The sequence below is a fragment of the Methylobacterium sp. Leaf104 genome, from assembly GCF_001422885.1.
GTDB lineage: Bacteria > Pseudomonadota > Alphaproteobacteria > Rhizobiales > Beijerinckiaceae > Methylobacterium.
The window spans coordinates 70,368-96,471 of sequence record NZ_LMMZ01000023.1; the positions used below are offsets into that span (position 1 = coordinate 70,368).

The 26,104-nt window shown below is 71.2% G+C and carries 22 protein-coding genes; 10 read left to right on the plus strand and 12 right to left on the minus strand.

The window, feature by feature from the left end:
* Nucleotides 1-69: 69 nt before the first annotated feature.
* Entirely contained in the window at nucleotides 70-1,920 is a 1,851-nt protein-coding gene (gene recQ, locus ASF49_RS12920) for a DNA helicase RecQ (protein ID WP_056473364.1), read from the minus strand.
* A 111-nt stretch (nucleotides 1,921-2,031) separates the two neighbouring features.
* On the opposite strand from recQ, the gene ASF49_RS23685 reads away from it, so the two are divergent.
* Nucleotides 2,032-2,292: a type II toxin-antitoxin system VapB family antitoxin gene (locus tag ASF49_RS23685; protein ID WP_156653000.1), complete on the plus strand. Its 261-nt coding sequence runs from the start codon at nucleotides 2,032-2,034 to the stop codon at nucleotides 2,290-2,292.
* Nucleotides 2,293-2,381: 89 nt separating this feature from the next.
* Here ASF49_RS23685 and recF read toward each other — a convergent pair whose 3' ends face one another.
* From recF to rpsT, 4 genes are all read right to left on the minus strand, one after another.
* Nucleotides 2,382-3,509, minus strand: coding sequence for a DNA replication/repair protein RecF (recF, locus tag ASF49_RS12925; protein WP_056473366.1), 1,128 nt, complete (start codon nucleotides 3,507-3,509; stop codon nucleotides 2,382-2,384).
* Between the two features lie 61 nt (nucleotides 3,510-3,570).
* Complete coding sequence (gene dnaN / locus ASF49_RS12930; RefSeq protein ID WP_056473368.1) at nucleotides 3,571-4,692, minus strand: DNA polymerase III subunit beta; 1,122 nt, start codon at nucleotides 4,690-4,692, stop codon at nucleotides 3,571-3,573.
* A gap of 189 nt (nucleotides 4,693-4,881) precedes the next feature.
* Nucleotides 4,882-6,396, minus strand: a complete 1,515-nt coding sequence (gene dnaA / locus ASF49_RS12935) for a chromosomal replication initiator protein DnaA (RefSeq protein ID WP_056474325.1) — start codon at nucleotides 6,394-6,396, stop codon at nucleotides 4,882-4,884.
* A 552-nt stretch (nucleotides 6,397-6,948) separates the two neighbouring features.
* Nucleotides 6,949-7,215 carry a 30S ribosomal protein S20 gene (gene rpsT, locus ASF49_RS12940; RefSeq protein WP_056190238.1) on the minus strand — a complete coding sequence of 89 codons (267 nt, stop codon included), beginning with the start codon at nucleotides 7,213-7,215 and terminating at the stop codon, nucleotides 6,949-6,951.
* 240 nt (nucleotides 7,216-7,455) lie between these two features.
* Between rpsT and speB the strand changes: the two genes are divergently transcribed.
* Both speB and ASF49_RS12950 read left to right on the plus strand, forming a co-directional pair.
* Nucleotides 7,456-8,445 carry an agmatinase gene (gene speB / locus ASF49_RS12945; protein ID WP_056473370.1) on the plus strand — a complete coding sequence of 330 codons (990 nt, stop codon included), beginning with the start codon at nucleotides 7,456-7,458 and terminating at the stop codon, nucleotides 8,443-8,445.
* A 52-nt stretch (nucleotides 8,446-8,497) separates the two neighbouring features.
* Complete coding sequence (locus tag ASF49_RS12950) at nucleotides 8,498-9,133, plus strand: glutathione S-transferase family protein (RefSeq protein ID WP_056473371.1); 636 nt, start codon at nucleotides 8,498-8,500, stop codon at nucleotides 9,131-9,133.
* A gap of 39 nt (nucleotides 9,134-9,172) precedes the next feature.
* On the opposite strand, the gene ASF49_RS12955 is transcribed toward ASF49_RS12950, so the two are convergent.
* The 4 genes from ASF49_RS12955 to ubiE all read right to left on the minus strand — a co-directional run bounded on the left by ASF49_RS12955 (nucleotide 9,173) and on the right by ubiE (nucleotide 13,423).
* Nucleotides 9,173-9,460, minus strand: a complete 288-nt coding sequence (locus ASF49_RS12955) for a hypothetical protein (protein ID WP_056473374.1) — start codon at nucleotides 9,458-9,460, stop codon at nucleotides 9,173-9,175.
* A gap of 270 nt (nucleotides 9,461-9,730) precedes the next feature.
* Nucleotides 9,731-11,002 (minus strand): bifunctional phosphopantothenoylcysteine decarboxylase/phosphopantothenate--cysteine ligase CoaBC, encoded by a 1,272-nt coding sequence (gene coaBC, locus ASF49_RS12960; protein ID WP_056473376.1) that lies wholly within the window; start codon nucleotides 11,000-11,002, stop codon nucleotides 9,731-9,733.
* A 47-nt stretch (nucleotides 11,003-11,049) separates the two neighbouring features.
* Nucleotides 11,050-12,606 (minus strand): 2-polyprenylphenol 6-hydroxylase, encoded by a 1,557-nt coding sequence (gene ubiB, locus ASF49_RS12965; protein ID WP_056473378.1) that lies wholly within the window; start codon nucleotides 12,604-12,606, stop codon nucleotides 11,050-11,052.
* Nucleotides 12,607-12,637: 31 nt separating this feature from the next.
* Complete coding sequence (gene ubiE / locus ASF49_RS12970) at nucleotides 12,638-13,423, minus strand: bifunctional demethylmenaquinone methyltransferase/2-methoxy-6-polyprenyl-1,4-benzoquinol methylase UbiE (protein ID WP_056473381.1); 786 nt, start codon at nucleotides 13,421-13,423, stop codon at nucleotides 12,638-12,640.
* A 131-nt stretch (nucleotides 13,424-13,554) separates the two neighbouring features.
* Here ubiE and mutM point away from each other — a divergent pair, with 131 nt between their 5' ends.
* Both mutM and ASF49_RS12980 read left to right on the plus strand, forming a co-directional pair.
* A complete protein-coding gene (gene mutM / locus ASF49_RS12975; protein ID WP_056473383.1) occupies nucleotides 13,555-14,454 on the plus strand; it encodes a bifunctional DNA-formamidopyrimidine glycosylase/DNA-(apurinic or apyrimidinic site) lyase in 900 nt (299 codons plus the stop codon).
* A 242-nt stretch (nucleotides 14,455-14,696) separates the two neighbouring features.
* Nucleotides 14,697-16,100 (plus strand): sensor domain-containing diguanylate cyclase, encoded by a 1,404-nt coding sequence (locus ASF49_RS12980; RefSeq protein ID WP_082511237.1) that lies wholly within the window; start codon nucleotides 14,697-14,699, stop codon nucleotides 16,098-16,100.
* A 7-nt stretch (nucleotides 16,101-16,107) separates the two neighbouring features.
* On the opposite strand, the gene ASF49_RS12985 is transcribed toward ASF49_RS12980, so the two are convergent.
* From ASF49_RS12985 to uvrB, 3 genes are all read right to left on the minus strand, one after another.
* A complete protein-coding gene (locus ASF49_RS12985) occupies nucleotides 16,108-16,839 on the minus strand; it encodes a YidB family protein (protein WP_056473385.1) in 732 nt (243 codons plus the stop codon).
* 138 nt (nucleotides 16,840-16,977) lie between these two features.
* Nucleotides 16,978-17,361, minus strand: a complete 384-nt coding sequence (locus ASF49_RS12990) for a hypothetical protein (protein WP_243214463.1) — start codon at nucleotides 17,359-17,361, stop codon at nucleotides 16,978-16,980.
* Between the two features lie 104 nt (nucleotides 17,362-17,465).
* Nucleotides 17,466-20,300: an excinuclease ABC subunit UvrB gene (gene uvrB / locus ASF49_RS12995; protein ID WP_082511238.1), complete on the minus strand. Its 2,835-nt coding sequence runs from the start codon at nucleotides 20,298-20,300 to the stop codon at nucleotides 17,466-17,468.
* Between the two features lie 52 nt (nucleotides 20,301-20,352).
* Here uvrB and ASF49_RS13000 point away from each other — a divergent pair, with 52 nt between their 5' ends.
* The 5 genes from ASF49_RS13000 (at nucleotide 20,353) to ASF49_RS13020 (ending at nucleotide 26,101) form a co-directional block, all read left to right on the plus strand.
* The gene (locus ASF49_RS13000) at nucleotides 20,353-21,972 is read left to right on the plus strand and encodes a glycosyltransferase family 61 protein (RefSeq protein ID WP_056473388.1); all 1,620 of its coding nucleotides are present in this window, start codon (nucleotides 20,353-20,355) and stop codon (nucleotides 21,970-21,972) included.
* Nucleotides 21,973-22,073: 101 nt separating this feature from the next.
* Nucleotides 22,074-22,613, plus strand: a complete 540-nt coding sequence (locus ASF49_RS13005) for an ankyrin repeat domain-containing protein (protein ID WP_056473391.1) — start codon at nucleotides 22,074-22,076, stop codon at nucleotides 22,611-22,613.
* 65 nt (nucleotides 22,614-22,678) lie between these two features.
* Nucleotides 22,679-24,451 carry a pyrroloquinoline quinone-dependent dehydrogenase gene (locus ASF49_RS13010; protein WP_056473393.1) on the plus strand — a complete coding sequence of 591 codons (1,773 nt, stop codon included), beginning with the start codon at nucleotides 22,679-22,681 and terminating at the stop codon, nucleotides 24,449-24,451.
* Nucleotides 24,452-24,545: 94 nt separating this feature from the next.
* Nucleotides 24,546-24,968 carry an acyl-CoA thioesterase gene (locus ASF49_RS13015; RefSeq protein WP_056473397.1) on the plus strand — a complete coding sequence of 141 codons (423 nt, stop codon included), beginning with the start codon at nucleotides 24,546-24,548 and terminating at the stop codon, nucleotides 24,966-24,968.
* Nucleotides 24,965-26,101 carry an endo-1,4-beta-xylanase gene (locus ASF49_RS13020; protein ID WP_243214459.1) on the plus strand — a complete coding sequence of 379 codons (1,137 nt, stop codon included), beginning with the start codon at nucleotides 24,965-24,967 and terminating at the stop codon, nucleotides 26,099-26,101. The genes ASF49_RS13015 and ASF49_RS13020 overlap by 4 nt, the downstream gene beginning before the upstream one ends.
* The last annotated feature ends 3 nt before the right edge of the window (nucleotides 26,102-26,104 follow it).

Below are 26,104 nucleotides of genomic sequence, written 5' to 3' on the forward strand. Positions count from 1 at the left end.
CACGAAGGCGATCCGGAAAGACGAGTGCGAAAGCGCATCAGGCCGGCGAGGGCCGGGCGAGCCGGATCCCTACCGGGCGGCCGGTGCGTGGGAGAGGAAGTCGGCCACCGCGGCGACGAAGCGCTCACCATAGGCCTCGCGCTTGCGCTCGCCGACCCCGTGCACGGTGCGCAGGGCGTAGAGGTCGACGGGCTTGGCGCGCGCCATCTCGATCAGGGTCCGGTCGGGGAACACCATGAAGGCGGCGATACCCTCGGCCCGGGCGATGGTGGCGCGCAGGCCGCGCAGGTGCTGGAACAGGGCCTCCGTGGCCGGATCGAGGTCGAGGCTCGCCTCCTCGCGGGCCGGCCCGCGCCTGCGGTCGCGCGGTTCGGCCACCTTCGGCTCCGGGTCGGGCCGCATCTGGATGGCCTCCCGGCCGAACAGGATTGCCTCGCCCTTGTCGGTGAGCGAGAGGCCGCCGAAACCGTCGCCGTTCTCGGTGACGGCCCCGGCCGCGAAGAGCTGCCGCAGCATGGCCCGCCAGGCATCGATCGGCTTGTCGGCGCCGACCCCGAAGGTCTTGAGCGCGGTGTGCCCGTTGCGGCGGATCGTGTCGGATTCCTTGCCGTGGACCACGTCGCAGACATAGGCCGCGCCGAAGCGCTGGCCGGTGCGCACGATGGCCGAGAGCAGCTTCTGGGCCGGGATCGTGGCGTCGATGAGCGAGACGCCCGAGCGGCAGAGGTCGCAGCGCCCGCAGGGCTCGCTCGCCTCGCCGAAATAGCCGAGCAGCGATTGGCGCCGGCAGGTGGCGCCCTCGCAGAGCGCGATCATCGCCTCGAGCTTGCGCCGCTCCACGCGCCGGCGCTCGTCCGGCACCTCCTTCTCGTCGATCTGGCGGCGGCGCAGGGCCATGTCGTCGAGGCCGTAGATGGTGAGCGTGTCGGCGGGCAGGCCGTCGCGGCCGGCCCGGCCGATCTCCTGGTAGTAGCCCTCGACGTTGGAAGGCATGTCGGCATGGCAGACGAAGCGCACGTCGGGCTTGTTGATGCCCATGCCGAAGGCGACGGTGGCGGTCATCACCACCCCGTCCTCCTGCAGGAAGGTGTCCTGGTTGCGCATGCGCGTGCCCTGGTCGAGGCCGGCATGGTAGGGCAGGGCGTTGAAGCCGTCCTTCGAGAGGACCTCGGCGAGTTGCTCCGTGCGCTTGCGCGACGAGCAGTAGATGATTCCGCTCTCGGACCGGCGCGGCCGGAGGAAGCGCTCGATCTGGCGGGTGGGGTTGTCCTTCGGCACGAAGGTCAGGCGGATGTTCGGCCGGTCGAAGGAATGGACGAAAGCCTTGAGTTCACGGCCGGCCGGAAACAGCCGCTCGGTTATGTCGGCCCGGGTCGCCTTGTCGGCGGTGGCGGTGAGCGCCACGGTCTGGACGTTGCCCAGTGCCTCCCGAGCCCGCGCGAGGTCCCGGTACTCGGGCCGGAAGTCGTGCCCCCATTGCGAGACGCAATGCGCCTCGTCGACGGCGAGCCGGCGCACGCCCGCGCCCCGCAGGGCGTCCATCAGGCCCTCCATCATCAGGCGCTCGGGCGAGACGAAGAGCAGGCGCAGGTCGCCGGAGCGGATCTGCCGCCAGGTCTCGCGGGACGTCGCCTCGGCCACCGAGGAGTTCAGGGTCGCGGCGGCGACGCCGAAGCCGAGCATCTGCTGCACCTGGTCGTGCATCAGGGCGATCAGCGGCGAGACCACGACGGTCAGCGAGGATTCCACCAGCGCCGGAAGCTGGTAGGTCATCGACTTGCCGGAGCCGGTGGGCATCACCGCGAAGACGTCGGTTCCGTCGAGGACGGCGCCGATCACCTCGTCCTGGCCGGGCCGGAAATCGTCGTAGCCGAAGGTGGTCTTCAACGCGGCGCGAGCCTCGTCGAGGCGGCTTGTCATGGGCATCCTGGCCTGGCGGTGTACGGGCGGACGGGCGGCTTATGGCCCCGATGTGTCGGCAATACGCTCGCGGCGTCGACACGGGCCGCGGGCCTATCGGCGATCGGCATAATGCCTCTGGCCATCCGAAGCGAGGAGGTCAATCGCCTCGCGGAAAAGGTGGCGGCGCGGGCCGGGGTCAGCGGGTCCGAGGCGGCGCACCGGGCGCGGGTGCACGAGATCGAACGCAAGGAGCGCGGGCCGCCGCACGCCTTCGTCCCATGCAGATTCGCCCGATCCAGGAAAGCACTCGGAGCGGCACCAGGCATCGAGTCGGGTGACGGCAGATACCTGAACGAGGCATCCGACGATATCCCGTCGGCCCGCGCCTGACCCTCAGCGCAGGGCGATCGCAGTCGCGGCACCGGCATAGACCAGCGCGAAGAGGGCGAGGCGGGAAAGGGGCATGGTCCCGGCGCGAGTCAGTCCTGGACGATCCGCCCGTCCGCGACCTTGACCATATCCGCCCGCCCGTCCAGTTCGCCGAACAGCGCCGGGTCGGCGCCCGTCATCCAGACCTGACCCTGCAGGGCTTCGAGGGCGTCGAAGAGCCCGGCGCGCCGGCGCGGATCGAGATGGGCCGCGACCTCGTCGAGGAGGATCACCGGCGCCAGGCCGCTCATGGCCTGGACGAGCCGGGCATGGGCAAGGACGAGGCCGATGAGGAGCGCCTTCTGCTCGCCGGTGGAGGCGGTCGCGGCGGGCACGTCCTTCGGGCCGTGGCGGACCACGAGGTCGCTGGTCTGCGGGCCGCTCAGGGTGCGCCCGGCGGCGCGGTCGCGGCTGCGGCCCTGGCGCAGGGCCATGCGGAAGCGGTCCTCGGCCTCGAGCGCCGGCCACACCGCCACGAGGTCGTCGAGGTCGCCCTCCAGGCGCAGGCCGGCCCAGGGGAAGGGCTGGGCATCGTCGCGTCCCTCGGCGATGAGGCGGTCCAGGCGCTCGGCGGTCTCCCGCCGGGCCAGCGCGACCGCGACTCCGAGTTCGGCGACCTCGCGCTCGATGGCGTCGAGCCACTGCCCGTCATTCGGCCGCTCGTCGAGGAGCCGGTTGCGCGAGCGCAGCGCCCGCTCCATCGCGTTGACGCGGGCGCCGTGCGTGGCGTCGACCGCGAGCACCAGACGGTCGAGAAAGCGGCGCCGGTCGCCGGCCGGCCCGCGGAACAGGCCGTCGAGGTCCGGGGTCAGCCAGACCACCCGCAGGAATTCCGAGAAGGCCACGGGGGAAGGCGCGGTGGCACCGTCGATGCGGCACAGGCGGGCGGCGCGCCCGTCGAAGCCCGGCGGCTCGTAGCCGGTCCCGATCCGGTGCTCGGCCTCTTCCCCGGCCAGGGTCATCGAGACGGCGAAGCCGCCCGGCCCGCCGCTGCGCGGCATCGCGGCGAGATCGGCCCGGCGCAGGCCGCGCCCGGGGGAGAACAGCGAGATCGCTTCGAGAAGATTGGTCTTTCCGGCCCCGTTCTCGCCCACCAGGGCGACGAAGCGGCGGTCGACCGCGAGGTCGAGGTCGGCGTGGTTCCGGAAATCGCGGCAGATCAGACGGGTGAGGCGCACCCGTCTGCCCTTAGCCGATCGGCCCGGGCCTGTCTCGCATCGCGGCGCGGCAGCGCGCCGGTCACACTCGCATCGGCATCAGCACGTAGAGCGCCGCCGCGCCCTCGCGGTCCTGGATCAGGGTCGGCGAGCCGGGATCGGCGAGCTTGAACAGGGCGGTGTCGCCCTCGAGCTGGCTGGTGATGTCGAGGAGGTAGCGGGCGTTGAAGCCGATATCGAGGGCGGGCGCGTCGTAGTCGACGTCGAGCTCCTCGGTGGCGCTGCCGGAATCCGGGTTGTTCACCGAGAGGGCGAGGCGGCCCTCCTGCACGGCGAGCTTCACCGCGCGGCCGCGCTCCGACGAGATCGTCGAGACGCGGTCGACGGCCTTGGCGAAGACGTCGCGCTCGACGGTGAGGAACTTGTCGTTCCCAGCGGGGATGACGCGCTGGTAATCGGGGAAGGTGCCGTCGATCAGCTTGGAGATCAGCACCACGCCGCTGGCGAACTTGAAGCGGATCTTGGCCGGCGACAGGTCGATCTCGACGCTCTCGCCGCCATCCTCGACCAGCTTGATGATCTCGGCGACCGCCTTGCGGGGCACGATGATGCCCGGCATGTCGCGGCTGCCCTCGGGTGCCTCGATCTCGACCCGGGCGAGGCGGTGACCGTCGGTGGCGACGCCGCGCATGCGCAGCGCGCCCTCCACCTCGATGGTGTGGAGGTAGATGCCGTTGAGGTAGTAGCGCGTCTCCTCGGTCGAGATCGCGAACTGCGTCTTCTCGATCAGGCGCTTCAGGTCCGAGGCCGCGATGACGAAGCGGGTCGGCAGCTCGCCGGCGGCGAGGTCCGGGAAATCGCCCTCGGGCAGGGCGCCGAGGGAGAAGCGCGAGCGGCCGGAGCGGATCGTCATTTGGCCGGTCTCGCCGCTGGTCTCCAGCGAGACCTGGGCGCCGTCGGGCAGCTTGCGGACGATGTCGTAGATCACGTGCGCGGGCACCGTGGTGGCGCCGGCATCCACCACGTCGGCGGGGATGGTTTCCGTGACCTCGATGTCGAGGTCGGTCGCCTTCAGCTCGAGGCCGTCCGCGTGGCAGCGCAGGAGCACGTTGGAGAGGATCGGGATGGTGTTCCGCCGCTCCACCACGCGGTGCACGTGGCCGAGCGACCGAAGGAGGGCCGCACGCTCGACAGTGACTCTCATGGTCTGAACTCGTGGTCTCTCGTCGGGCGTCGCCGGGAGGCGCGCGATCGACGCGCCCCGGTCCCGCGTGCGCCCTGGCACCGTGGCCGCTGAACTTGGCGAAGCCTCCCGGCGAACGCAAGTGCGAGAGGCCGGCTATCCCGCAGATGATTCGGGGCGTCGCGGGTCGCCGCGACGCCCCGGCGGGCCTCAATCCTGGAGCATGCGCTTCAGGAGCTCGACCTCGTCGTTCAGCACGTTGTCCTCGCCGATCAGCTTGTCGATCTTGCGCACGGCGTGCAGCACCGTGGTGTGATCGCGCCCGCCGAAGCGGCGGCCGATTTCGGGCAGCGAGCGCAGGGTGAGGACCTTTGACAGGTACATCGCGATCTGGCGCGGCTTGACCACGGCCGCGGTGCGCCGCTCGGAGAGGATGTCGGAGCGCGAGACGTTGTAGCGCGAGGCCACCAGCTTCTGGATGTCCTCGATCTTGATGCGCTTGGGCTCGCGGTTCTTCACGAGGTCGCGGATCGCGGTCTCGGCGGTCTCCATGGTCACGGCGGTGCCCGTGAGGGTGGCGTGGGCCAGGAGGCGGTTCACGGCGCCCTCGAGGTCGCGGCCATTGGCCGTGATCGCCCGGGCGACGTAGGTCGCCACCGTCGGCGAGACCTCGAAGTTCGGGTGCGAGACCTGCACGGCGGCGAGACGCGCCGACAGGATGGAGGTGCGCAGCTGCTCGTCGAGGCTGCCGATCTCGACCACGAGGCCGCCGGCCAGGCGCGAGCGCACGCGCTCCTCCAGGGCTTCGAGCTCGGTGGGCGGGCGATCCGAGGCGACGACGACCTGGCGGCCGGCATCGATCAGCGCGTTGATGGTGTGGCCGAACTCGGCCTGGATCGACTTGCCCTGGATGAACTGCACGTCGTCGAGGATGAGCAGGTCGATCGCCCGCAGGCGCTCCTTGAAGGCGAGGGCGTTCTGGGTCTTCAGGGCGTTGACGAAGCCGTACATGAAGCGGTCGGCGGTCAGGTAGATCACCCGGCGGCCGGATTCGCGGGCCGCGTGGCCGATGCCGTGCAGGAGGTGGGTCTTGCCCAGGCCGACGCCGGCATGGAAGTAGAGCGGATTGTAGAGCGCGCCCTGGCCGTCGTGACGGGCGACGCGCTCGGCGGCGGCGTGGGCCAGGGCGTTCGAGCGGCCGACGACGAAGCTCGCGAAGGTCAGGCGGTTGTCGAGGGGCGCCCCGTTGAGGTCCCCGCCGGCCTCGCCGCGCGGGGCCTGGATCGACTCGCCCTCGGAGGCGCTCATCGCGTCGCCGTGCGACGGCATCGCGGCGTTGACGGATTGCAGGCGGGCCAGAGGGCTCGCCGGGCTGCTCGCCGTCTTCGGGGTGCTCGGCACGGGTCGGGCCGCGGCGGACGGGCCGCGCACCGAGACGTCGAGGCGCGAGACCGTCTCGACCTCGCTGCGGAAGGTGGTCAGCACGCGATCGAGGTAGTGGGATTCGATCCAGCTCTTGAGGAATCGGGTCGGAACCGTGAGGCGGGCGGTCCCGTCGACGACCTCCACCAGTTCGAGCCTGGCGAACCAGCTCGCGAAGACATCCTCACCCAGCTCCGCCCGCAGGCGGCGCTTCACCCGGGCCCAGGCGGCCACCATATCGGGACCGCTCACGCCGCTCATGCCCATCTCGGCATTGCCGGACACGCTTCCGTCGACATGCATCATCGCTCTCCTCGTGCCGAGAGCGGAGGGCCGCCACCGGTACGTACGCACACTTGACTGACGTCGCGCCCCGCGAGGTATTCGCGAGACCCATAATGCCGGGCCAGAGTCAACAGGCTCTGGAGTGGCTTTTGTCGATGAAGCAAGCCTATCAACAATAAGCTACGGTTCTCCTAACAACGGGACTTATGGGGACAGCAAAAATTGCAGCAATTCCGGCCTGGGGTTCGTGGCCAGAGTCGAGGCGACCATCCCACCTTGTGGACGATTCGGCCTGGACTCAGAGGTGCGGGGGATTTGCTGGTTCATCGTCAGACATCGTTAAGCTACACTCGGCCCGAACAGGTCGCAACAAAACAGATTTCGATTAGCGTTAACGCCTTATCACCGAAACTGTCCTGATTCGGGAGTCCGATCGCGGCGGCGCCTCTCCGGACCGTGCGGCACTGGACGACCCCAGGCGGCGGCCTTCCGCGCCGCATCGGGAAGGCCGAAACGAAAGAAGCCCGGCATCACTGCCGGGCTTCTTCGCGTCACTGCTGGAAGGATGGCTTAGGCGGCGAGCGCCTTCACCCGCGCGGCGAGGCGCGACACCTTCCGGGAGGCGTTGTTCTTGTGCACGATACCGTGCTGGGCGGCCCGCATGATCTCGGGCTCTGCGGCGCGGAGGGCGGTCAGCGCGTTCGACTGATCACCGGTGGCGATGGCCTCCTCGACCTTGCGGACGAAGGTGCGCATACGGCTGCGACGCGAGCGGTTGACCGCGGTGCGCTTCGCAATCTTGCGGGTCATTTTCTTGGCCGACACGGTGTTGGCCATGGGGCATCCTCGTCACGTTTGAGGCGATCGCGACGAGCCCGCGGGCTGAGATGTCGGTGGATCGCGTGCAGGTTGTTCGGGCAATGGCGAAGCCGACGATCGCGGTGTGCGCGCCCGTCGGCGATGGGGGCTCTATAGCCACGCGTTGCCGATCCGTCAACGGAACGTCATCGTGCCGTCTCCGGTCCGGCCCGGAAAGCCGGTTCGCCTCCATCGCCATCCCCGTCACGAGGAGACCCCATGCTGAGCACGGCGGATCAGGCACGGATCGCACGGCACCGCCCGCTCTCGGGCATGGCGACGCCCCGGTTCTCAGGGCTCGCGAGCTTCATGCGGCTGCCCCTCGTCGATCCCGCGGAGGCGCCGGGGCGAATCGATATCGGCCTCATCGGCATTCCGTTCGACGGCGCCACGACCAACCGGCCGGGCGCCCGCCTCGGTCCGCGCGGGGTGCGGGAGGCCTCCACCGGCACCCGCGCCCGCAACGCCGTCACGGGCATCGCGCCCTACGATCTCGCGGCCTGCGCCGATCTCGGCGACGTGCCGGTCAATCCCATCGACGTGGCGGCGACCGCCCGGGCGATCGAGGCCTTCCACCGGCCCCTGGCGGAGGCCGGCATCGTGCCGCTCTCGGTGGGCGGCGACCACTTCGTCACCTACCCGGTGCTGCGCGCCCTCGGGCGGCCCCGTTCCGTCGGCCTGGTCCACATCGACGCCCACAGCGACACGGATGACGGGCAGTACGACGGAACCCGCCTGACCCACGGCACCCCGTTCCGCCGCGCCATTGAGGACGGCGTCCTCGACCCGCGGCGGATGGTGCAGATCGGCCTGCGCGGCAGCACCGATTCGGCGGACGAGCTCGACTGGGCCCTGGCTCAGGGCGTGCGCATCGTGCCGATGGAAGCGGTCGTCGCGCGCGGGCTGCCGGAGGTCCTGGCCGAGGCCCGCGCCGTGGTCGGGGCCGGCCCCGCCTACCTGAGCTTCGACATCGACGCCCTCGATCCCGCCTACGCGCCCGGCACCGGGACGCCCGAGATGGGTGGATTCACCTCCCGGGAGGCGCTGCAGATCGTCCGCGGCCTGCGCGGCCTCGACCTCGTCGGCGCGGATGTCGTCGAGGTCGCCCCGCCCCTCGATCCCTCCGGCGTGACGGCGCTCGCCGGGGCGACCCTCGCCTTCGAGATCCTGTGCCTCCTGGCGGAGGCCATGGCGGCGCGGCGCGATTGACGCGGTGGACCCGAATGGAAAGCCTGCACCGACCGATTCGCAGGAGCCGACCTTGGACGCCGACCTGACCCTGTACCACTCGCCCCAGACGCGCTCGACGGGCGTGCGCATCCTGCTCGAGGAGCTCGGCGTGCCGCACAGGCTCGACGTCCGCGACCTGCGGTCGGGACAGGGGCGGGATTCCGCCTACCTGCGGGTCAATCCCCTGGGCAAGGTCCCGGCCCTGCGCCACGGCGATGCGCTGATCACCGAGCAGGCGGCGATCTATCTGTACCTCGCCGACCTGTTTCCGGAGCGGGGCCTCGCCCCGCCGATCGGCGACCCGCTGCGGGGGCCGTACCTGCGCTGGATGGTGTTCTACGGATCGAGCTTCGAGCCGGCCGTGGTCGACCGGGCGCTCCAGCGCGAACCCGGCCCCAAGGCGATGTCGCCCTACGGGGATTTCGATGCGGTGCTGAAGACGGTGGTGGATGCGCTCACGCCCGGTCCTTACCTCCTCGGCGCGCGGCACTCGGCGGCCGACGTGCTCTGGGGGTCCGCGCTGAACTGGACTACGAGCTTCAAGCTCGTGCCGGAGGAGCCCGCGATCATGGCCTACCTCGCCCGCATCAACGCCCGACCGGCGGTCGGCACGATCCTGGCGGCCGAGGCTGCCCTCTCGGCGGAGCTGGAGGCGGCAAGGGGGTGATTGTGCGGGTCTCGGCGTGTGACGGAGCCCGGCGAATCCTCAGCCCGGCGGCAGTGACGTCGCCGTGCTGCGCGCCGCCACGTCGGAGGCCGGCGCGGTGGGGGCGTAGGCGGCGATCAGGTGGACGCCGATCACCGGGCCGAACACCAGGGTCATCATCACGGCCATGATCAGGGCCACGTTGGCATCGCCCGAGGCGGCCTTGCGGACTTTGGGGCGACGCGTCTTGACGCGGACCGGCGCCGCGCCGTCCGCGCGGCGGAAGCTCAGGGTCCGCACGGGCGCTACGGCGACGCGCAGGCGTGGAAGGGCATTCGAGAAGGTCATCGGCTCACCTCGTTCGACCGGGCCATCGGCGGCCGGTCGCGGGCGAGCCCGATCAAGCGATCAGGCGCGGGTCTCGCGGAGGGCCATCGGCGGCGCGGTCCATCGACTACTGTCGCTGGGCATTAGGGTCGGGAGTTCCTGTGGAGCCGCGCGGGCGAGCGAATGTGCTGCACGTGCGAACGACGCCGAAATGATGCGGCGGGAGACGTTAGTCAAGCCTTAACGCGCCAGCACCGGATCGGCTCCGCCCGCTTTTCCCGAGGCTGTGGATCAGGCGCCCAGCAGGCCGGCGAAATGTCGGATCAGCCGGCGTCCGACTTCGTCCTTGTCGAGGGTCGGCCAGGTCTCGACGTGGCCGTCGCGACCGACGAGGTGGACGGTGTTGGCGGTGCCGCCCATGACGCCGCCGGCGGGCGAGACGTCGTTGGCGACGATGAGGTCGCAGCCCTTGCGGGCGATCTTGGCGCGGGCGTTGTCGAGGACCGCGTCCGTCTCGGCCGCGAAGCCGACGACGAGGCGGGGCCGCCCGGCCGAACGCCCCGCGATGGTCGCGAGGATGTCGGGATTCTCGACGAGGGCGAGGGGCGCGGGCGCGGCGCCGTCCTTCTTGATCTTGGACTCCCGGGTTGCGGCCGGACGCCAGTCGCCGACGGCAGCGGCGAAGATCGCGAGGTCGGCGGGCAGCGCGGCCTCCACCGCCGCCAGCATCTCGCGGGCGGTCTCGACCGCCACGACCTGCACGCCCGGCGGGTCGGGAATCGCCACCGGGCCGGAGACCAGGGTCACGATGGCGCCGGCGGCGGCGGCGGCGGCGGCGATGGCGTGGCCCTGGCGCCCGGAGGAGCGGTTGGCGAGGTAGCGCACCGGATCGATCGGCTCATGGGTCGGGCCGGAGGTCACGAGGATGCGCCGGCCGGCCAGCGGGCCGGCCGGCGCATCGGCGGTGGCTCCGCGCCCCGCCAGGAAGCCGAAGCCCGAGGCGGGGCGCGCCTCGGCCAGCATCGCCTCGACCGCGTCGGCGATCTCGGCCGGCTCGGCGAGGCGGCCGGGTCCGAACTCCGCCTCGGCCATGGCGCCTTCGTTCGGACCGACGACCCGGACGCCATCGGCCCGCAGGGTCGCGAGATTGCGCTGCGTCGCCGGGTGCTGCCACATCCGCACGTTCATCGCCGGCGCGATCAGGATCGGCAGGGTGGTGGCCAGCAGCACCGTGGCGGCGAGGTCGGAGGACTCGCCGGTGGCCATGCGCGCCATCAGGCTCGCGGTGGCGGGCGCGACCACGATGGCGTCCGCGTCCCGCGCCAGCTTGATGTGGCCGATATCGGCTTCCTCGGCCCGGTCGAACAGGTCGGTATGGGCGCGCTCGCCGGCGAGCGCCGCCGCGGCCAGGGGCGTCACGAATTCCTGGGCGCCCTTGGTCAGGAGCGGGCGCACCTGCGCCCCGCGCTCGCGCAGGCGCCGGATCAGGTCCAGCGCCTTGTAGGCGGCGATGCCGCCCCCGATGACGAGGAGGACGCGGCGGTTCTGGAGCGGGCGGGTCATGGTTGAACCCCTCGGGAGGCGAGCCTGACGGATCGTTGCGAAGCAGGCTACCGGAACGCCATCACCAGCGCACCGATGGCGATGCCCCACAGGGCCACCGTCGACCAGATCGCGCGCTTGCGTTCGGACCGGGCGAAGATGTCGAGGCGGTTGGCCTCGCTGGCCCCCGTCTCGTCGAGGCGCACCAGGATGCGGCGCAGGCGCTGGGCCAGGTCGGGAAGGTCCGAGACCACGTCGGTGATGGTGAGCGCGGCGCGGCCGAGGCTCTCGACGCGCCCCACGGGACCGAGGTTGCGGGCGATCCAGGAGCGCACCACGGGCTCGGCCCCGGTCCACATGTCGAGTTGCGGATCGAGGGAGCGGGCGACGCCCTCGACCACCACCATGGTCTTCTGCAGCATCACCAGTTCGGTGCGGGTGCTCATGTCGAACAGAGCGGTGATGTCGAACAGCAGGGTGAGCACCTTGGCCATCGAGATCTCGTCGGCCTTGCGCTGGTGGATCGGCTCGCCGATCGCCCGGATCGCCTGGGCGAAATCCTCGACCGAGTGGTGGGCCGGGACGTAGCCCGCCTCGAAATGCACCTGGGCCACCCGCTTGTAGTCGCGCAGGATGAAGCCGAGCAGGATCTCGGCGAGGAAGCGCCGCTCCATCTGGCCGAGCCGGCCCATGATGCCGAAATCGACCGCCACCAGGGTGCCGGTCGGATCGACGAACAGGTTTCCGGGATGCATGTCGGCGTGGAAGAAGCCGTCCCGGATCGCGTGGCGCAGGAAGGACTGGATCACCGCCCGGCCGAGGGCCCTGGGGTCGTGCCCGGCCGCCACGATGGCGGCGCGGTCGTTCAGGCGGATGCCCTCGATCCACTCGCTGGCGAGCACGTCGCGGGCGGTCAGCTCCCAGTCCGGCTTGGGGACGCGGAAATCGGCATCGTCCTTCGTGTTCTGGGCCAGTTCGGACATCGCGGCCGCCTCGAGCCGGAAGTCCATCTCCATCATCACGGAGCGGGCGAGGATCTCCACCACCTCGCGGGGGCGCAGGCGCTCGGCTTGGGGCGACAGCGCGTGCACCACGCCGGCCATGAAGCGCATGACCTGAAGGTCGCGCTGGAAGCGCTCGCGCACGCCCGGGCGCATGATCTTGATCGCCAGAACCCGCTCGGCGCCGTCGGCGTCGAGGACATGGGCCTTGTGGACCTGCGCGATCGAGGCCGCCGCGATGGGCGGGCTGAACGAGACGAAGAGATGCGCCACGGGCTTGCCCAGGGCCGCCTCGACGAGGCGGATCGCGGTCTCCTGCGGGAAGGGCGGGACGCGGTCCTGCAGGGTCTCGAGGTCGCGGGCCGCCGCCATGCCGACGATATCGGGGCGGGTCGCCAGGAACTGCCCGAACTTGACGTAGCTCGGCCCGAGGCGCGTGAGCGCGCGCTGGAGGGGACCGGCGCCGGCACCGAGGCCGGGACGCTCCAGCATCCGCCCGATGCGCAGCACGAAGCGCAGGTGCGGCGGCAGGTCGGCGGAATCCACCAGCGCGAGCGCGCCCTCGCGGGCGAGCACGAAGCCGACATGCGCGCCCCGGACCAGGTGAACGACGGCACCGAGCATCAGGCGACCGAGTCCGTCACGCGACCCGCCGTCACGAGACCTTCCAGCCCGAATGGATCGCCACGATGCCGCCCGTGAGGGCCCGGTGGCTCACGTGCCGGAACCCGGCCGCCTCGATCATTCCGGCGAAGCGCCCGGGGGAGGGGAACTTGCGGATCGATTCCACGAGGTAGCGGTAGGAATCCGCATCGCCCGCCACCTGCGCGCCGAGGCGCGGGATCACGTGGAACGAGTAGGCGTCGTAGATCCGGTCGAGCACCGGCAGGTCGACCTTCGAGAATTCGAGGCAGAGGAAGCGGCCGCCGGGCTTCAGCACCCGGTGCGCCTCGGCGAGGGCCTTGTCGATCCGCGGCACGTTCCGGATGCCGAAGGCGATCGTGTAGGCGTCGAAGCGCTCCGCGGGCAGCGGCAGCGCCTCGGCATTGGCCGTGACGAAGTCGATGCGCCCGGTGAAGCGGTCGGCCGCCCGCTCGGCGCCCACGCGCAGCATGGCCTCGTTGATGTCGAGGACGGTGGTGTGCGTCCCGGGGCCGCCGGCCTCCAGGGCGCGAAAGGCGATGTCCGCGGTGCCGCCGGCCACGTCGAGGTGGCGGAAGGGCCGGTTGCGCGGCGGCCGCAGCATCGAGATGAGGTGCGACTTCCAGGCGCGGTGGAGCCCGCCCGACATCAGGTCGTTCATGAGGTCGTAGCGCTTGGCGACCGAACGGAACACGTCGTCGACGCGTCCCTGCTTCTCGTCGAGGGCCACGCTTTCGAAGCCGAAATGCGTGCTCGCCTCGTCCGCGGATTGATCGACCGACCGTTTCACCGAACTCATGGACCACCCTCTCGCGGACGCTCATAGCGAAACGTGGCCGAAATCGCCATGTGCCATCCAAGCCCATTCCCCATCGGCGACGCCGCACGTGCCCCATCGGCGACGCCACACCGAAGATCCCGATCGAACGCATGCCCGAACTTCCGGAAGTCGAAACCGTACGGCTCGGCCTCGCTCCCGCCCTGGTGGGTGCCCGCTTCAGCCGGGTGATCCTGCGACGCCCGAACCTGCGCTTCCCGTTCCCCGACCGGTTCGCCGAGCGCCTGGAGGGCCGCACGGTGACGGACCTCGCCCGCCGGGCGAAGTACCTCGTGGCCGGCCTCGATTCCGGCGAGTCGCTGATCCTGCACCTGGGCATGAGCGGCCGCTTCGACGTGGCCCTGCCGGACGGACGCAACCTCTCGCCCGGCGACTTCTACCTCGAGGGCGCGCAGGGCAACGCCAAGCACGACCACGTCGTCCTGGCGATGTCGAACGGCTGCACCGTGACCTACAACGACGTCCGGCGCTTCGGCTTCATGGACCTCGTTCCGACCGCCGCCCTGGCCGAGAGCCGGCACTTCGCCGGCATGGGCATCGAGCCCCTGAGCGAGGCCCTGACGCCGGACGCCGTCGCCCGCCTGTTCCGCAACAGGATCACGCCGCTGAAGGCCGCGCTCCTCGACCAGCGCCTGATCGCCGGCCTCGGCAACATCTACGTCTGCGAGGCCCTGCACCGGGCGGGCCTGCATCCCGAGATGCGGGCCGGGCTCCTCGCCAGGCCCGACGGGACGCCGACCCCGAAGGCGCGGCGCCTCGCCAGGGTCATCGGCGAGGTGCTGACGGAGGCGGTGGCGGCCGGCGGCTCGACCCTGCGCGACTATGCCCAGCCCGACGGCGCCAGCGGCGCCTTCCAGCACGCCTTTCGGGTCTATGACCGGGTCGGCCATGCTTGCGGGGCCAGGGGATGTACTGGTGTGATCGAACGGATCGTCCAGTCCGGCCGGTCGACGTTCTTCTGCGCGACCTGCCAGACGCAGCCCGCGAAATAACCGAGTCCGAAGACGGCCGGTCGTTTCGTTCGAGAAATCGTCGGGACCGGTCCGTTAAAGCTGATTTGATGATTTGGTGCGAGGGTCAGGTCCGAAGAACGGCGACCCGGTTCTTCGGGAGACCTATCCTTCAACCACACGACGAGAGCTTTCGGCCCGAGACAATCAGGCCGGTTCCGGCCCACGGGAGGCGCCGGGTCGGCTCGGTCGGGTGCGCCGGTCCGCTGGAATCCTGGGCACGCATGTACCCCAAAGCGAGCAACGAAGCCGATCGCCTCCGGGCCTTGCAGGAGCTCGATCTCCTGGAGGCCGAACCGGAGCCGCATTTCGACGCCCTCTGCCGGACGGCGGCGGCCCTGTTCGACATGCCGATCTCCTACGTCTCACTGGTGGCGCAGGACCATCAGCGCTTCGTCGCCAAGTGCGGCTTCGACCTCGACGGAACGGCGCGCGAGGGCGCCTTCTGCAACTACGCCATCCTGTCGGACGCGGTATTCGTCGTGGAAGACGCGCGGACGGATCCGCGCTTTCGGGACAGTCCGCTGGTCGTCGGACCGCCGCACGTGCGCTTCTACGCCGGCGCGCCGCTCGTCACGCAGGTCGGCCTGCGGGTCGGCATCCTCTGCGTCCTCGACCGCGTGCCGCGCCGGTTCACGCCGGAGGATTGCGCCCGGCTGCAAGATCTCGCCTCCGTCGTCTGCGCCCAGCTGAGCCTCCACCGGGCCAAGGCGGAACTCCGGGAGCGGGAGGCCCATTACCGGCTGCTCGCCGAGAACAGCTCCGACATGGTGATCTGGGCGACTCTCGACACCGTGCGCCGCTACGTCTCGCCCGCCTCCCGGAGCCTCCTCGGCTACGAGGCGGAGGAGCTGATCGGCACGAAGCCCCTGGACCAGGTCCATCCGGCCGATGCCGAGGCCTATGGCCGGCTGCTCGACGACCTCTGCCACGGGCGCGTGACGCGTGCGGTGGCGACCCAGCGCTATCGACGCAAGGACGGCAGCTGGATCTGGGTCGAGGTCAATTTCAACCTGACCTACGAGGCCGAGGGCGGGCGCGCGACGGGCTACGTCGCTGCGGCGCGCGACATCAGCGCCCGCAAGGAGGCCGAGTTCCAGATCGCCCACATGGCCCGCCACGACGCGCTCACCGACCTGGCGAACCGGACGCTGTTCCACGAGCGTCTGGTCCAGGAGCTCGCCGTGAGCCAGCGCCGGGGCGCCAGCTTCGCCGTGCTGTGCCTCGACCTGGACCGGTTCAAGGTCGTCAACGACACCCTCGGCCACCAGGCCGGTGACGCCCTGCTGCGCAAGGTGGCGGATCGTCTGCGCACCCTGGTCCGCGCCGAGGACACCGTGGCCCGGATCGGCGGCGACGAGTTCGTGATCATCCAGACCGGCCCGGTGGTGGGAAGCAGCATCCGCACCCTCGCCCAGCGGCTGATCGAGGTGGTGTCCCAGCCGATCGACCTCGACGGCACCAGCGTGACGGTGGGCGTCAGCGTCGGCGTCGCCGTGGCGCCGCAGGACGGGACGGATCCCGACCTCCTGTGCCGGCATGCCGACCTCGCCCTGTTCCGGGCCAAGGATGCCGGCCGCAACACCTTCCGGCTCTACGAGGCCGGCATGCGCTTCGGCCCGGCCTGACGGCCGGTCACCAGCCGCGGATGTCCTCGCCCGTGGGCCGGCGGCCCTGCGGCGTCAGCCCGTTGATCACCTGGGGCAGCGCCTGGGCCAGTTGCGCGAGCAGGTCGTCGCGGTTCAGGCCGGTGCGCTGCTGCAGGGCGTTCACCGTGTCCGATCCGAGGGCGTCGGCGAGGCGGTTGGGGGCCACCGGGCGGTTCTCGCCGTGCCCGATCCAGGATTCCATGACGTCGCCGAGGCCGCCCCGCTGGAAGCGGTCGATCAGCCCGTCGAGGCCGCTGCGGCCATCTTGCGCCTCGTCGTCGAAATGCGCGTAGGGGCCGGCGCCGGCGCTGCGATCCTCCGGAGCCGAACCACGGTCGCCCGGGCCGTCAAGCATGCCGGAGAGGTCGCTGAAGTCGCCCTCCCGGCCGGACGGGGGCGGATTCTCGCGGTTCTCGTCCCGCTCGTAACCGCCCTGGCCACGGTCCTGACCGCGGTCCTGGCCGAAGCCCCCGAGATCGCCGCCATCGTCACCGCGCGGGGCGCGCGCCTCGCCGCGATGGCCGCCGCCGAGGAGATCGCCGAGGCCGCCGGCGCCCTTCGACATGAGCAGCATGAGGAGCGCCTGGACGATCGGCGACATCGCGCCGCCGAGCATGCCGCCGCCCTGAGCACCGCCCTGGCCGCCCCGTTCGGGCTCGCGCCCACCGCCGAGCACCTGCCCGAGCACACCGCCGATGACCTGATCGAGCAGACCCATTGCGTTTCTCCCCCTGTATCGCCTGACGGCGGTGATGCGAGAGACGTGGCCGACCGCGTCGGGTCGGGTCACGTCCCGAGACCTTCGATTGGACGCGCTCTCCTTCGACGAACCGGCGACCGTTCGTCGGACAGCGCCCTAGTCGCGGCGGGTTCCGCCGGTGGCCGCGCGATCCTTCGCCGGAAGGTGGTCGAGCGGATTGGTGCGTGCGCCCGACTTGGCGCCCGAAGCGGTGACGGCGGTCGTGGCCGAGATCGCCTTCGGCGGCGCGACCTGACCGGTGGGCCGCTCGGCCGCGCCGGCGGCGTCGTCGCGGCCCGGCAGGGTGCCGGGGGTCGGCTGATCGTTCGGGTTGGCCACCGTCTGCGCGGCGGCCGGGCGCAGGCTCGCGGGGCCGACGAGCAGGCCGACGGCGCCCGAGAGGGCGAGGCCGGACAGGAACAGCGCGGTGACCGCGCCGCCGGCGCGCGGCCGGAAGACCGGACGGGACGATCGGGATTTGGGAGACGGAATGCGAGTCACGGGACGGTCTCCGGGCGCGGGGGGACGTCTGATCCCGAACCAAGCCTTGCCGCCGCCGATGGGTTCCGGCCCGCTCGCGGGCAAAGAGCCGGCGGGCCCGGCGCTCAGCCGCGCTTTCGGCCGCCGCCGCCCTTGTATTTCGGCTTCTGGCCGCCGAGCCCCTGCGTCGAGCGGGCCTTCGGGCGCTCCTGCCAGACCGGCGCGCCGACGGGCACCTCGCGGTCGGTGCCCGGCCCCATATTGTCGAGGGTCGGCTTGGAGATGCGGCTCTGCTTGGCGCCGAAGCGCCCGGCCTCGCGCTCGACGTCGCCCTGGCGGGCCATGGGATCGTCCGAGACCAGCAGCTCGGTCGCCTGCAGGCGCTTGAGCTCGTCGCGCAGCCGGGCCGCTTCCTCGAAGTCGAGGTCGGCGGCGGCTTTGCGCATCCGCTTCTCCAGGTCGGCCATGACTGCCTTGAGGTTGTGGCCGATGGTGACGGCGTTCTTGGCGAGCCCGGTATCGACCTGGACGTGGTCGCGCTCGTAGACGCTGTCGAGGATGTCGGCGATGCCGCGCTTCACGCTCTGCGGGGTGATGCCGTGCTCCGCGTTGTAGGCGAGCTGCTTCTGGCGCCGGCGCTCGGTCTCCGCCATCGCCCGCTCCATCGAGCCGGTGATCTGGTCGGCGTAGAGGATGCAGCGGGCATCCGCGTTGCGGGCCGCGCGGCCGATGGTCTGCACCAGCGAGGTCTCGGAGCGCAGGAATCCTTCCTTGTCGGCGTCGAGGATGGCCACCAGGGCGCATTCCGGGATGTCGAGGCCCTCGCGCAGCAGGTTGATGCCGATCAGCACGTCGAAGGCGCCGAGCCGCAGGTCGCGGATGATCTCGATGCGCTCCAGGGTGTCGATGTCCGAGTGCATGTACCGCACCCGGACGCTGTTCTCGTGCAGGTACTCGGTCAGGTCCTCGGCCATGCGCTTGGTCAGCGTCGTCACCAGGGTGCGGTAGCCGGCCTGCGCGACCTCGCGCACCTCGCCGAGGAGGTCGTCGACCTGGGAGCGTGCCGGGCGCACCTCGATCACCGGGTCGACAAGGCCGGTCGGGCGGATGACCTGCTCGGCGAAGACGCCGCCGGTCTGCTCCATCTCCCACTTGGCCGGCGTCGCCGAGACGTGGATCGACTGGGGGCGCATCGCGTCCCACTCCTCGAACCGCAGCGGGCGGTTGTCGAGGCAGGAGGGCAGGCGGAAGCCGTACTCCGCCAGGGTCGCCTTGCGGCGGAAGTCGCCCTTGTACATGCCGCCGATCTGCGGAACCGTGACGTGGCTCTCGTCGGTGAAGACGAGGGCGTTGTCGGGCAGGTACTCGAACAGGGTCGGCGGCGGCTCGCCGGGCTTTCTCCCGGTCAGGTAGCGCGAATAGTTCTCGATGCCGTTGCAGGCGCCGGTGGCCTCGATCATCTCGATGTCGAAGGTGCAGCGCTGCTCGATGCGCTGCGCCTCGATGAGGCGGCCCATCTTCGTCAGCTCGTCGACGCGCTGCTTGAGCTCGGTCTTGATCCCCTTGACCGCCTGCTGGAGGGTCGGGCGCGGCGTGACGTAGTGCGAGTTGGCGTAGACCTTCACGAACTTCAGGTCGTTGATCTTCTTGCCCGTGAGCGGATCGAATTCGGTGATCGACTCGATCTCGTCGCCGAACAGCCCGATTCGCCAGCCGCGGTCCTCCAAGTGGGCGGGCCAGAGCTCGATCACGTCGCCGCGCACCCGGAAGGTGCCGCGGGCGAAGTCCGACTGGATGCGCTTGTACTGGAGCGCCACGAGGTCGGCGATGAGCTGGCGCTGCTCGATCTTCTCCTCCAGCGACACCGTGAACGACATCGCCGTGTAGGTCTCGACCGAGCCGATGCCGTAGATGCACGAGACCGAGGCGACGATGATGACGTCGTCGCGCTCCAGCAGCGCGCGGGTGGCGGCGTGGCGCATCCGGTCGATCTGCTCGTTGATCGAGGATTCCTTCTCGATGAAGGTGTCCGAACGCGGCACGTAGGCCTCGGGCTGGTAGTAGTCGTAGTACGAGACGAAATATTCCACCGCGTTGTCGGGGAAGAAGCTCTTGAACTCGCCGTAGAGCTGCGCCGCCAGGGTCTTGTTCGGGGCCAGGATCAGGGCGGGACGCTGCGTCTCGGCGATGATCTTGGCCATGGTGAAGGTCTTGCCGGAGCCGGTGACGCCGAGAAGCACCTGATCGCGCTCGGCCTTGCGGACGCCGTCCACCAGCTCGGCGATGGCGCGCGGCTGGTCGCCGGCCGGCTCGAACTCGGATTTCAGCGTGAAGGCGACGCCGCCCTCGGACTTCTTCGGCCGGTCCGGGCGGTGGGGCACCCAGGTCTGGCCGTCCCTGAACAGCGGATTGCCCTCGGTGAGCAGGCGCGAGAGCGCGTCCACCGTGGCCGAGACGCCGTCCGTGGCCAGCGACGGATCGCCGTCATCCGCCGATCCGGCCGGGTTGAGGCCGGCGGGCATCGGGCCGTCCTCCGGCGCGCGCAGCCCCAGGGCCTGTGCGAGGCGCGGATCGACGTCGGCCGCCTCGCCATGGGCGAAGGTCGCCTGCGCGGCCTCGCCGAAGCCCATCCCGGACGTCTTGTCGGGGGCGGCGGACGTCTTGCCGCGTCCGCGCGCCGGCTTCGGCTGTCCCGGACGCGGTGGAGCGGGCGGCTCGACCGGCGGCAGGCGATTCCGGTTCAGCGCCGGGCTGAGCAGCGCCGCCAGGTGCTCGTCGAGCGGCTGAAGCTCCGGCTTCGAGGCCTTGGAGTTCGGCGTCCGCGGGCTCGACGCCTTCGCGCCACCTCTCGAGCCCGCACTCTTCGATCCCGCACCCTTGGAATTCCCGACGTTCCTGTTCAGAACCTCGGCGTCGGGAGCTGGGTCGGATGCGGCGCGTGGCTTCTTCGGAGTCGGCATGGTGCAAGTATGGTTTCTGCCGGCCGCTTGGAAAAGGGTGCGATCCGGCCGGATGTGGCGCGCGCTCCGATCCGCCCGCCCGGCGGGCGCCGCACGGGGCGATATATCGCGCCTCGCGACGCTGCCGGCGGTGCTCGCGATGGCGACGCGGCCGAGCGCGATCCTGATCCTGAGCGATCACCTGGACCCCGGCCTCGACGCGTTCGCACGGCGCTTCATCCATGCGCCGATCTGCCTGGCGACCGGGAATCCGAGCCTTGCGCAGGACGCACCGGCCGGCGTGACCGTCGCGTGCGGCGACCTCGAAGACCGCCGATGGCTGCGCGCGCTGGCCGTCGCGCACGGACCGAGCCTGATCGTCGATCAGCGCGCCGTTTCCGAAAGGACACTGGCCCGGGCCTTCACCGTTCTCTTCCCGGTCCTCGCCCAGGGCGGCGTCTACGCGATCCAGGGCCATGGCGGGCCATGGGACCGTCTCCGGGCCTGGAGCCGGTCGGCGCGGGCCCTCGACAGGCGCCTGGCGGCCGCGGGCGGATCGGCTCGTCGCCGGGACGGCGACCGGATCGCCGGCAAGCCGGACGCGGTGCCCCGACCGATCCACCTGCGTCCCGCCGCCGAGATCCCGGCGCCTCCGGCCGTCGCCATCGACGCGCCGCGCTATCGCCGGGCGACGGCCGTGCTGCTCGGCGCACAGCCTGCGGTCGCGGATTTCGCCGCGCAGTTTTCCGGCTCCGAGGCCGTGCCGCCGGAGGCCCGGGTCTACCGGTTCCCGGACGCGATCGTCTTCGGCATCGCCCTGGTGCAGGTCGGCGACGCCCTGGTCGAGGAGAGCCTGATCAACCGCGACCGCAACGGCTACCTCGGCGCGCTGTCGCTCGGCCCCGACGGGACGGGCTCGGTTCACCACACCCTCCCGCGCCCCCGCCGCATCGCCGGTCGCACCGTGCATCTCTGGCAGCTCTGGGCGGAGAATTACGGGCACTGGCTCATCGAGTGCCTGCCCCGGCTCCACGTGGCCGCCCGGGCCGGCCTCCTCGACGGCGCCAAGGTCACCGTCCAGGCCATCCCGTCGATGGAGGCGCTGTACCGGGAGTCGCTCTCGGCTCTCGGCATCGGCGCGGACAGGATCGTCTGGCTGACCCAGCGCGAAGTCGTGTTCGAGGAGCTGCTCTATCCCACCCCGGTCACCTTGCAGCCGATCACCAAGTCGCCCCTCGTCATCGACGCCGCGCGGGACCTGCGCGAACGGATCGGCCCGCCGCCCGAGCCCTTGCCGGAGCGCATCTATGTCAGCCGCAACCGCAACGCCCGGCGGCGGCTCGTCAACGAGGCGGAGGTCGTCGCTCTCCTGGCGGAGCGCGGCTACCGAACCGTGCATCCGGAGGCGGAATCCTTCGCGCGTCAGATCCAGCTCTTCGCCGCCGCGCGCTTCGTCGTCGGCGGCATGGGAGCCGCCCTCAGCAATCTCGCCTTCTCCGACCCCGGCGTGCGCTGCCTGATGCTCACCAACCAGGACATGCTCGACGACTTCTTCCTCGACCTCGCCGGCCTCGTCGGCGGGAGCTACGTCTCGATCCACGGCGACAGCATCGCGCCGGAACTCGGCATGCAATCCGACTACACCATCCCGATCGAAATCCTGCGCGAGGCCCTCGACCGGCACGGATTCTGAGCGGCGGCGCAGGCGAGAATCGCGCGCGTCGCTCGACACCGGGCCGAACGGAGCTAGCTTCCGAGCCAGCCCCCTGCCGCATCCCCAGACCGGACGGACCGATGGATCCCGCGACGCCGCCGAAACCCGAGCTCGACGCCGACACCCTGGCCTTCGCCGCCCGGGTCTTCCAGTACGCCCGGATGGGCCACGCGGAGGAGCTCGCAGAGCTGTTCGGGCAGGGCCTGCCGGCGAACCTGCGCAACGACAAGGGCGACAGCCTGCTGATGCTCGCGGCCTACAACGGACAGGCCGAAGCGACCCGGGTGATCCTCGAGGCCGGCGGCGACCCCGAACTTCCCAACGACCGGGGCCAGACACCGCTGGCCGGCGCCGCCTTCAAGGGCGACATGGACATCGCCGGCCTGCTCCTCGCCCACGGCGCCGCGGTCGACGGCACCGGACACGGCAGTCGCACCGCGTTGATGACCGCGGCGATGTTCGACCGAACCGCGATGGTCGCGCTGCTCCTCGACCACGGGGCCGACCCGGACGCTCGGGATGGCGCCGGCCAGACCGCCGCCACCCTGGCGGAATCCATGGGGGCGGCCGACACGCCCGCGCAGCTCGCCGGGGCGAAGCGCACGGGCACAACCGGCTAAGCCGGAACGTTCCCGTCCCAAGATCTGCGGCGGATCGCCCGGCCACGGGGCGACCGAGGTGAGGAATGCGCATGCCGAACACGATCCGTCGCGGCCTCGCCGCTCTCCTCGTCGCATGCCTGCCCAGCGCGTCCCTGGCCGCCGACGACTGGCCGATGTTCGGGCGCGACCACACCAACCAGCACTTCTCGCCGCTCACCGGGATCGATCGGGCCAACGTGAAGGCTCTGCGCCCGGCCTGGATCTTCCAGACCGGCATCACGGGCTACTTCCAGGCGGAGCCCGTGATGGTGGGCGGGACGCTCTACGTCTCGACCACCCAGAACCACGTCGCCGCCCTCGATGCGCGCAGTGGGCGCGTGCTCTGGACCTACACCCATAAGGCGCGCACGGAGAAGATCTTCGGGCCGCCCTCGAACCGGGGCGTTGCCGTCTCCGACGGCAAGGTCTTCGAGGCCACCATGGACGGACGGGTGATCGCCCTCGACGCCGCCACGGGCAAGGTCCTGTGGGACCACGAAGCGGTGCGCCCGGAGGAGGGCGAATCCGAGACCGCCTCGGCCCTGGCCGACAAGCTCGGGGCCGGCGCGGTGCAGGGATCGAGCCGCCTCGGCTTCAAGATGCCGCCCCTGGTGGCCGACGGCCTCGTCATCGTCGGCGTCGCGGGTGCCGGCTACGGCCTCCATGTCGAGGATGCCAAGGGTGGCCTCGACGGCGGCGCGGTGGTGGGCATCGAGGGCGGCTACGGCCGCCGGGGCTGGCTCGCGGCCTACGATGCCGCCACCGGCGCCGAGCGCTGGCGCTGGTACGTGACCAAGGCGGATGGCTGGGAGGGCGACTTCTCCGCGACCACGCCGGACGGCGTGCCGCTGCACCGGGACATCGCCGCCGAGAAGGCCGCCGCCCCGGCCCATCCGGAGGCCTGGCGGGTGGGCGGCGGCTCGCTCTGGATGACGCCGGCCTACGACCGGGATCTCGGCCTGATCTACGTCGGCACCGGCAATCCGGCTCCGCAGAATTTCGGCCTCTCGCGCCCGGGCGACAACCTCTACACCATGAGCCTCGTCGCCCTCGACGTCCGCACGGGGCAGCTGCGCTGGTACTACCAGCAGGTGCCCCACGACGAGTGGGGCTACGACGTGGCGAGCCCGCCCTTCCTCCTCGACCAGCCGACGCCGCAGGGACCGGTCAAGGCCGTGGCGCAGGGTTCGAAGACGGGCTGGCTCTACGTCCACGACCGCGGCACGGGCAAGCTCCTGGCGAAGTCCGAGCCGCTGATCCGGCAGAAGAACCTCTACGCGCCGCCCACCGAGGCCGGCACCGTGGTGAGCCCGGGCCCCCTCGGGGCGATCTCATGGCACCCGGTGGCCTACGATCCCCGCGGCGGCACCGCCTATGCCCAGGTCCGCCACGGGGCGACCACCTACGTGGTCCGGACGGTGCCCCCGTCGGGCGACCGCCCGGCGATCCGCTACACCGAGACCACCGAGGCCAGGGGCGAACCGAGCTTCAGCACCCTGACGGCGGTGGACCTCGCCAAGGGCGGGGCGATCAAGTGGTCCGTGAAGGGCGGCAGCCGCCTCTCCGGCGGGACCCTGGCCACGGCTTCGGGGCTCGTCTTCTCCGGCGAGGAGGACGGCCACCTCGACGCCCACGATGCCGAGACCGGCGCCGTGCTGTGGCGCTTCCAGTGCGGGGCCGGGATCGGCGGCCCGCCCATCACCTACGCCCTCGACGGCAAGCAATACGTTGCGGTGGCGGCGGGCGGCGCCTCCTTCACCAAGGGGTCGGGCTTCGGCACGGGCGACGCGCTCGTGGTGTTCGCCCTGCCGGATTGAGGATCTGGCCGCTGCGGGATCGATGTGACATGACGGCGTAGGCGGCCCATGGCTTGCGTGCGCCGCCCCAGCGCAGCCAGAGACCGCATCTTCCATGACGACCGACGCTCCCGAACCGCGCCAGCCCGAGGACCGGGGGCCGCCGGTGGTCCGCACCATCGCGATGCCCGCCGACACCAACCCAGCCGGCGACATCTTCGGCGGATGGCTGATGGGGCAGATGGATCTGGCGGCCGGCAACATCGCCGCCCGCCGCTCCCGGGGCCGCTGCGCGACGATCTCCGTGGAGGCCATGACCTTCCACCGCCCCGTCATCGTCGGCGACGAGGTCAGCATCTATGCCTGGATCGTGCGCGTCGGCCGCACATCCATGCGCATCCAGGTCGAGGTCTGGCGCCGGGAGCGCGAGGGCGAGGAGACCATGAAGGTGACGGAAGGCCTGTTCACCTTCGTGGCGATCGGACCGGATCGCCGGCCCCGGGCGATCCCGCCGGAGAGCGAGACCGCCGGGGCGTGATCCCCCCCGGTCCCACCCGTCGGGCTCTCGTCGGCGGCGCGTTCTGCCTCGCGGCGAGCCCCGCTTCGGCCGCAGCGCCGTCGTGGGCGGCCGACAGCCTTCAGGCGGCGGCGGCACGCACGGGCGTCGCCTACGGCTCGGCGGTGAACGGGGTGACCCTGCGCCAGGACCCGGCCTACGGACGGGTGCTCGCGCGCGAGGCCGGCATCCTCGTGTCCGAGAACGCGATGAAGCTCACCTATGCTTGGCGCGCGCCGGGTTCCCTCGACTTCACCTACGCGGACGAGGTCGTGGCCTTCGCGGAGGGCAATCGCCAGCGCATGCGCGGCCACACCCTGGTCTGGCACGAGGGCCTGCCCGCCTGGGTCGCGGCCCGGCTCGCGGCGGGCGAGGGCGAGGCCTTCCTGCGCCGCTGGATCGGCGCCATGGCCGGGCGCTATCGCGGCCGGATCGAGGCCTGGGATGTCGTCAACGAGATCTGCGGTCCCCAGGACGGGCGTGCGGACGGGCTGCGGCGCACACCGTGGCTGGAGGTGCTCGGCCCCGGCTACGTCGATCTCGCGTTCCGCATCCAGCAGGCGGTCGCACCGGGCGCGGCCGGGGTCTGGAACGAGAACGATCTCGAACTCGACGCGGACTGGATCGACCAGCGCCGCGCGATGGTGCTGCGGACTCTCGAGGGGATGCGGCGGCGCGGCGTGCCGATCCGCCGCCTCGGCCTGCAGGGCCACCTCTACGCCAGGCACCCGCTGAACCAGGACAAGCTCCGCCGCTTCCTGAAGGAGGTCGCCGGCCTGGGTCTGGCCATCGAGGTCACGGAGTTCGACGTCAACGACCGGACCTATCCGGCCGAGCTCGGCGCCCGCGACCGGGCGGTGTCCGACCTCGCCCGCCGCTTCCTCGACGTGGTGCTGGACGAGGCGGCCGTGCTCAACGTCCTCACCTGGGACATCACCAACCGCAACACCTGGCTGAACACCAACCCGGAACGCCGACGCGCCGACGGCCTGACCCAGCGCGCCCTGCCGCTCGACGAGCGGCTGGCGCGCACGCCGCTCTGGTCGGCGATGCACCGGGCCTTCTCGGCGGCGCCCGACCACAGCAAGGCGCGCGCGGCCCTGCGCGGCGCCTGAGTC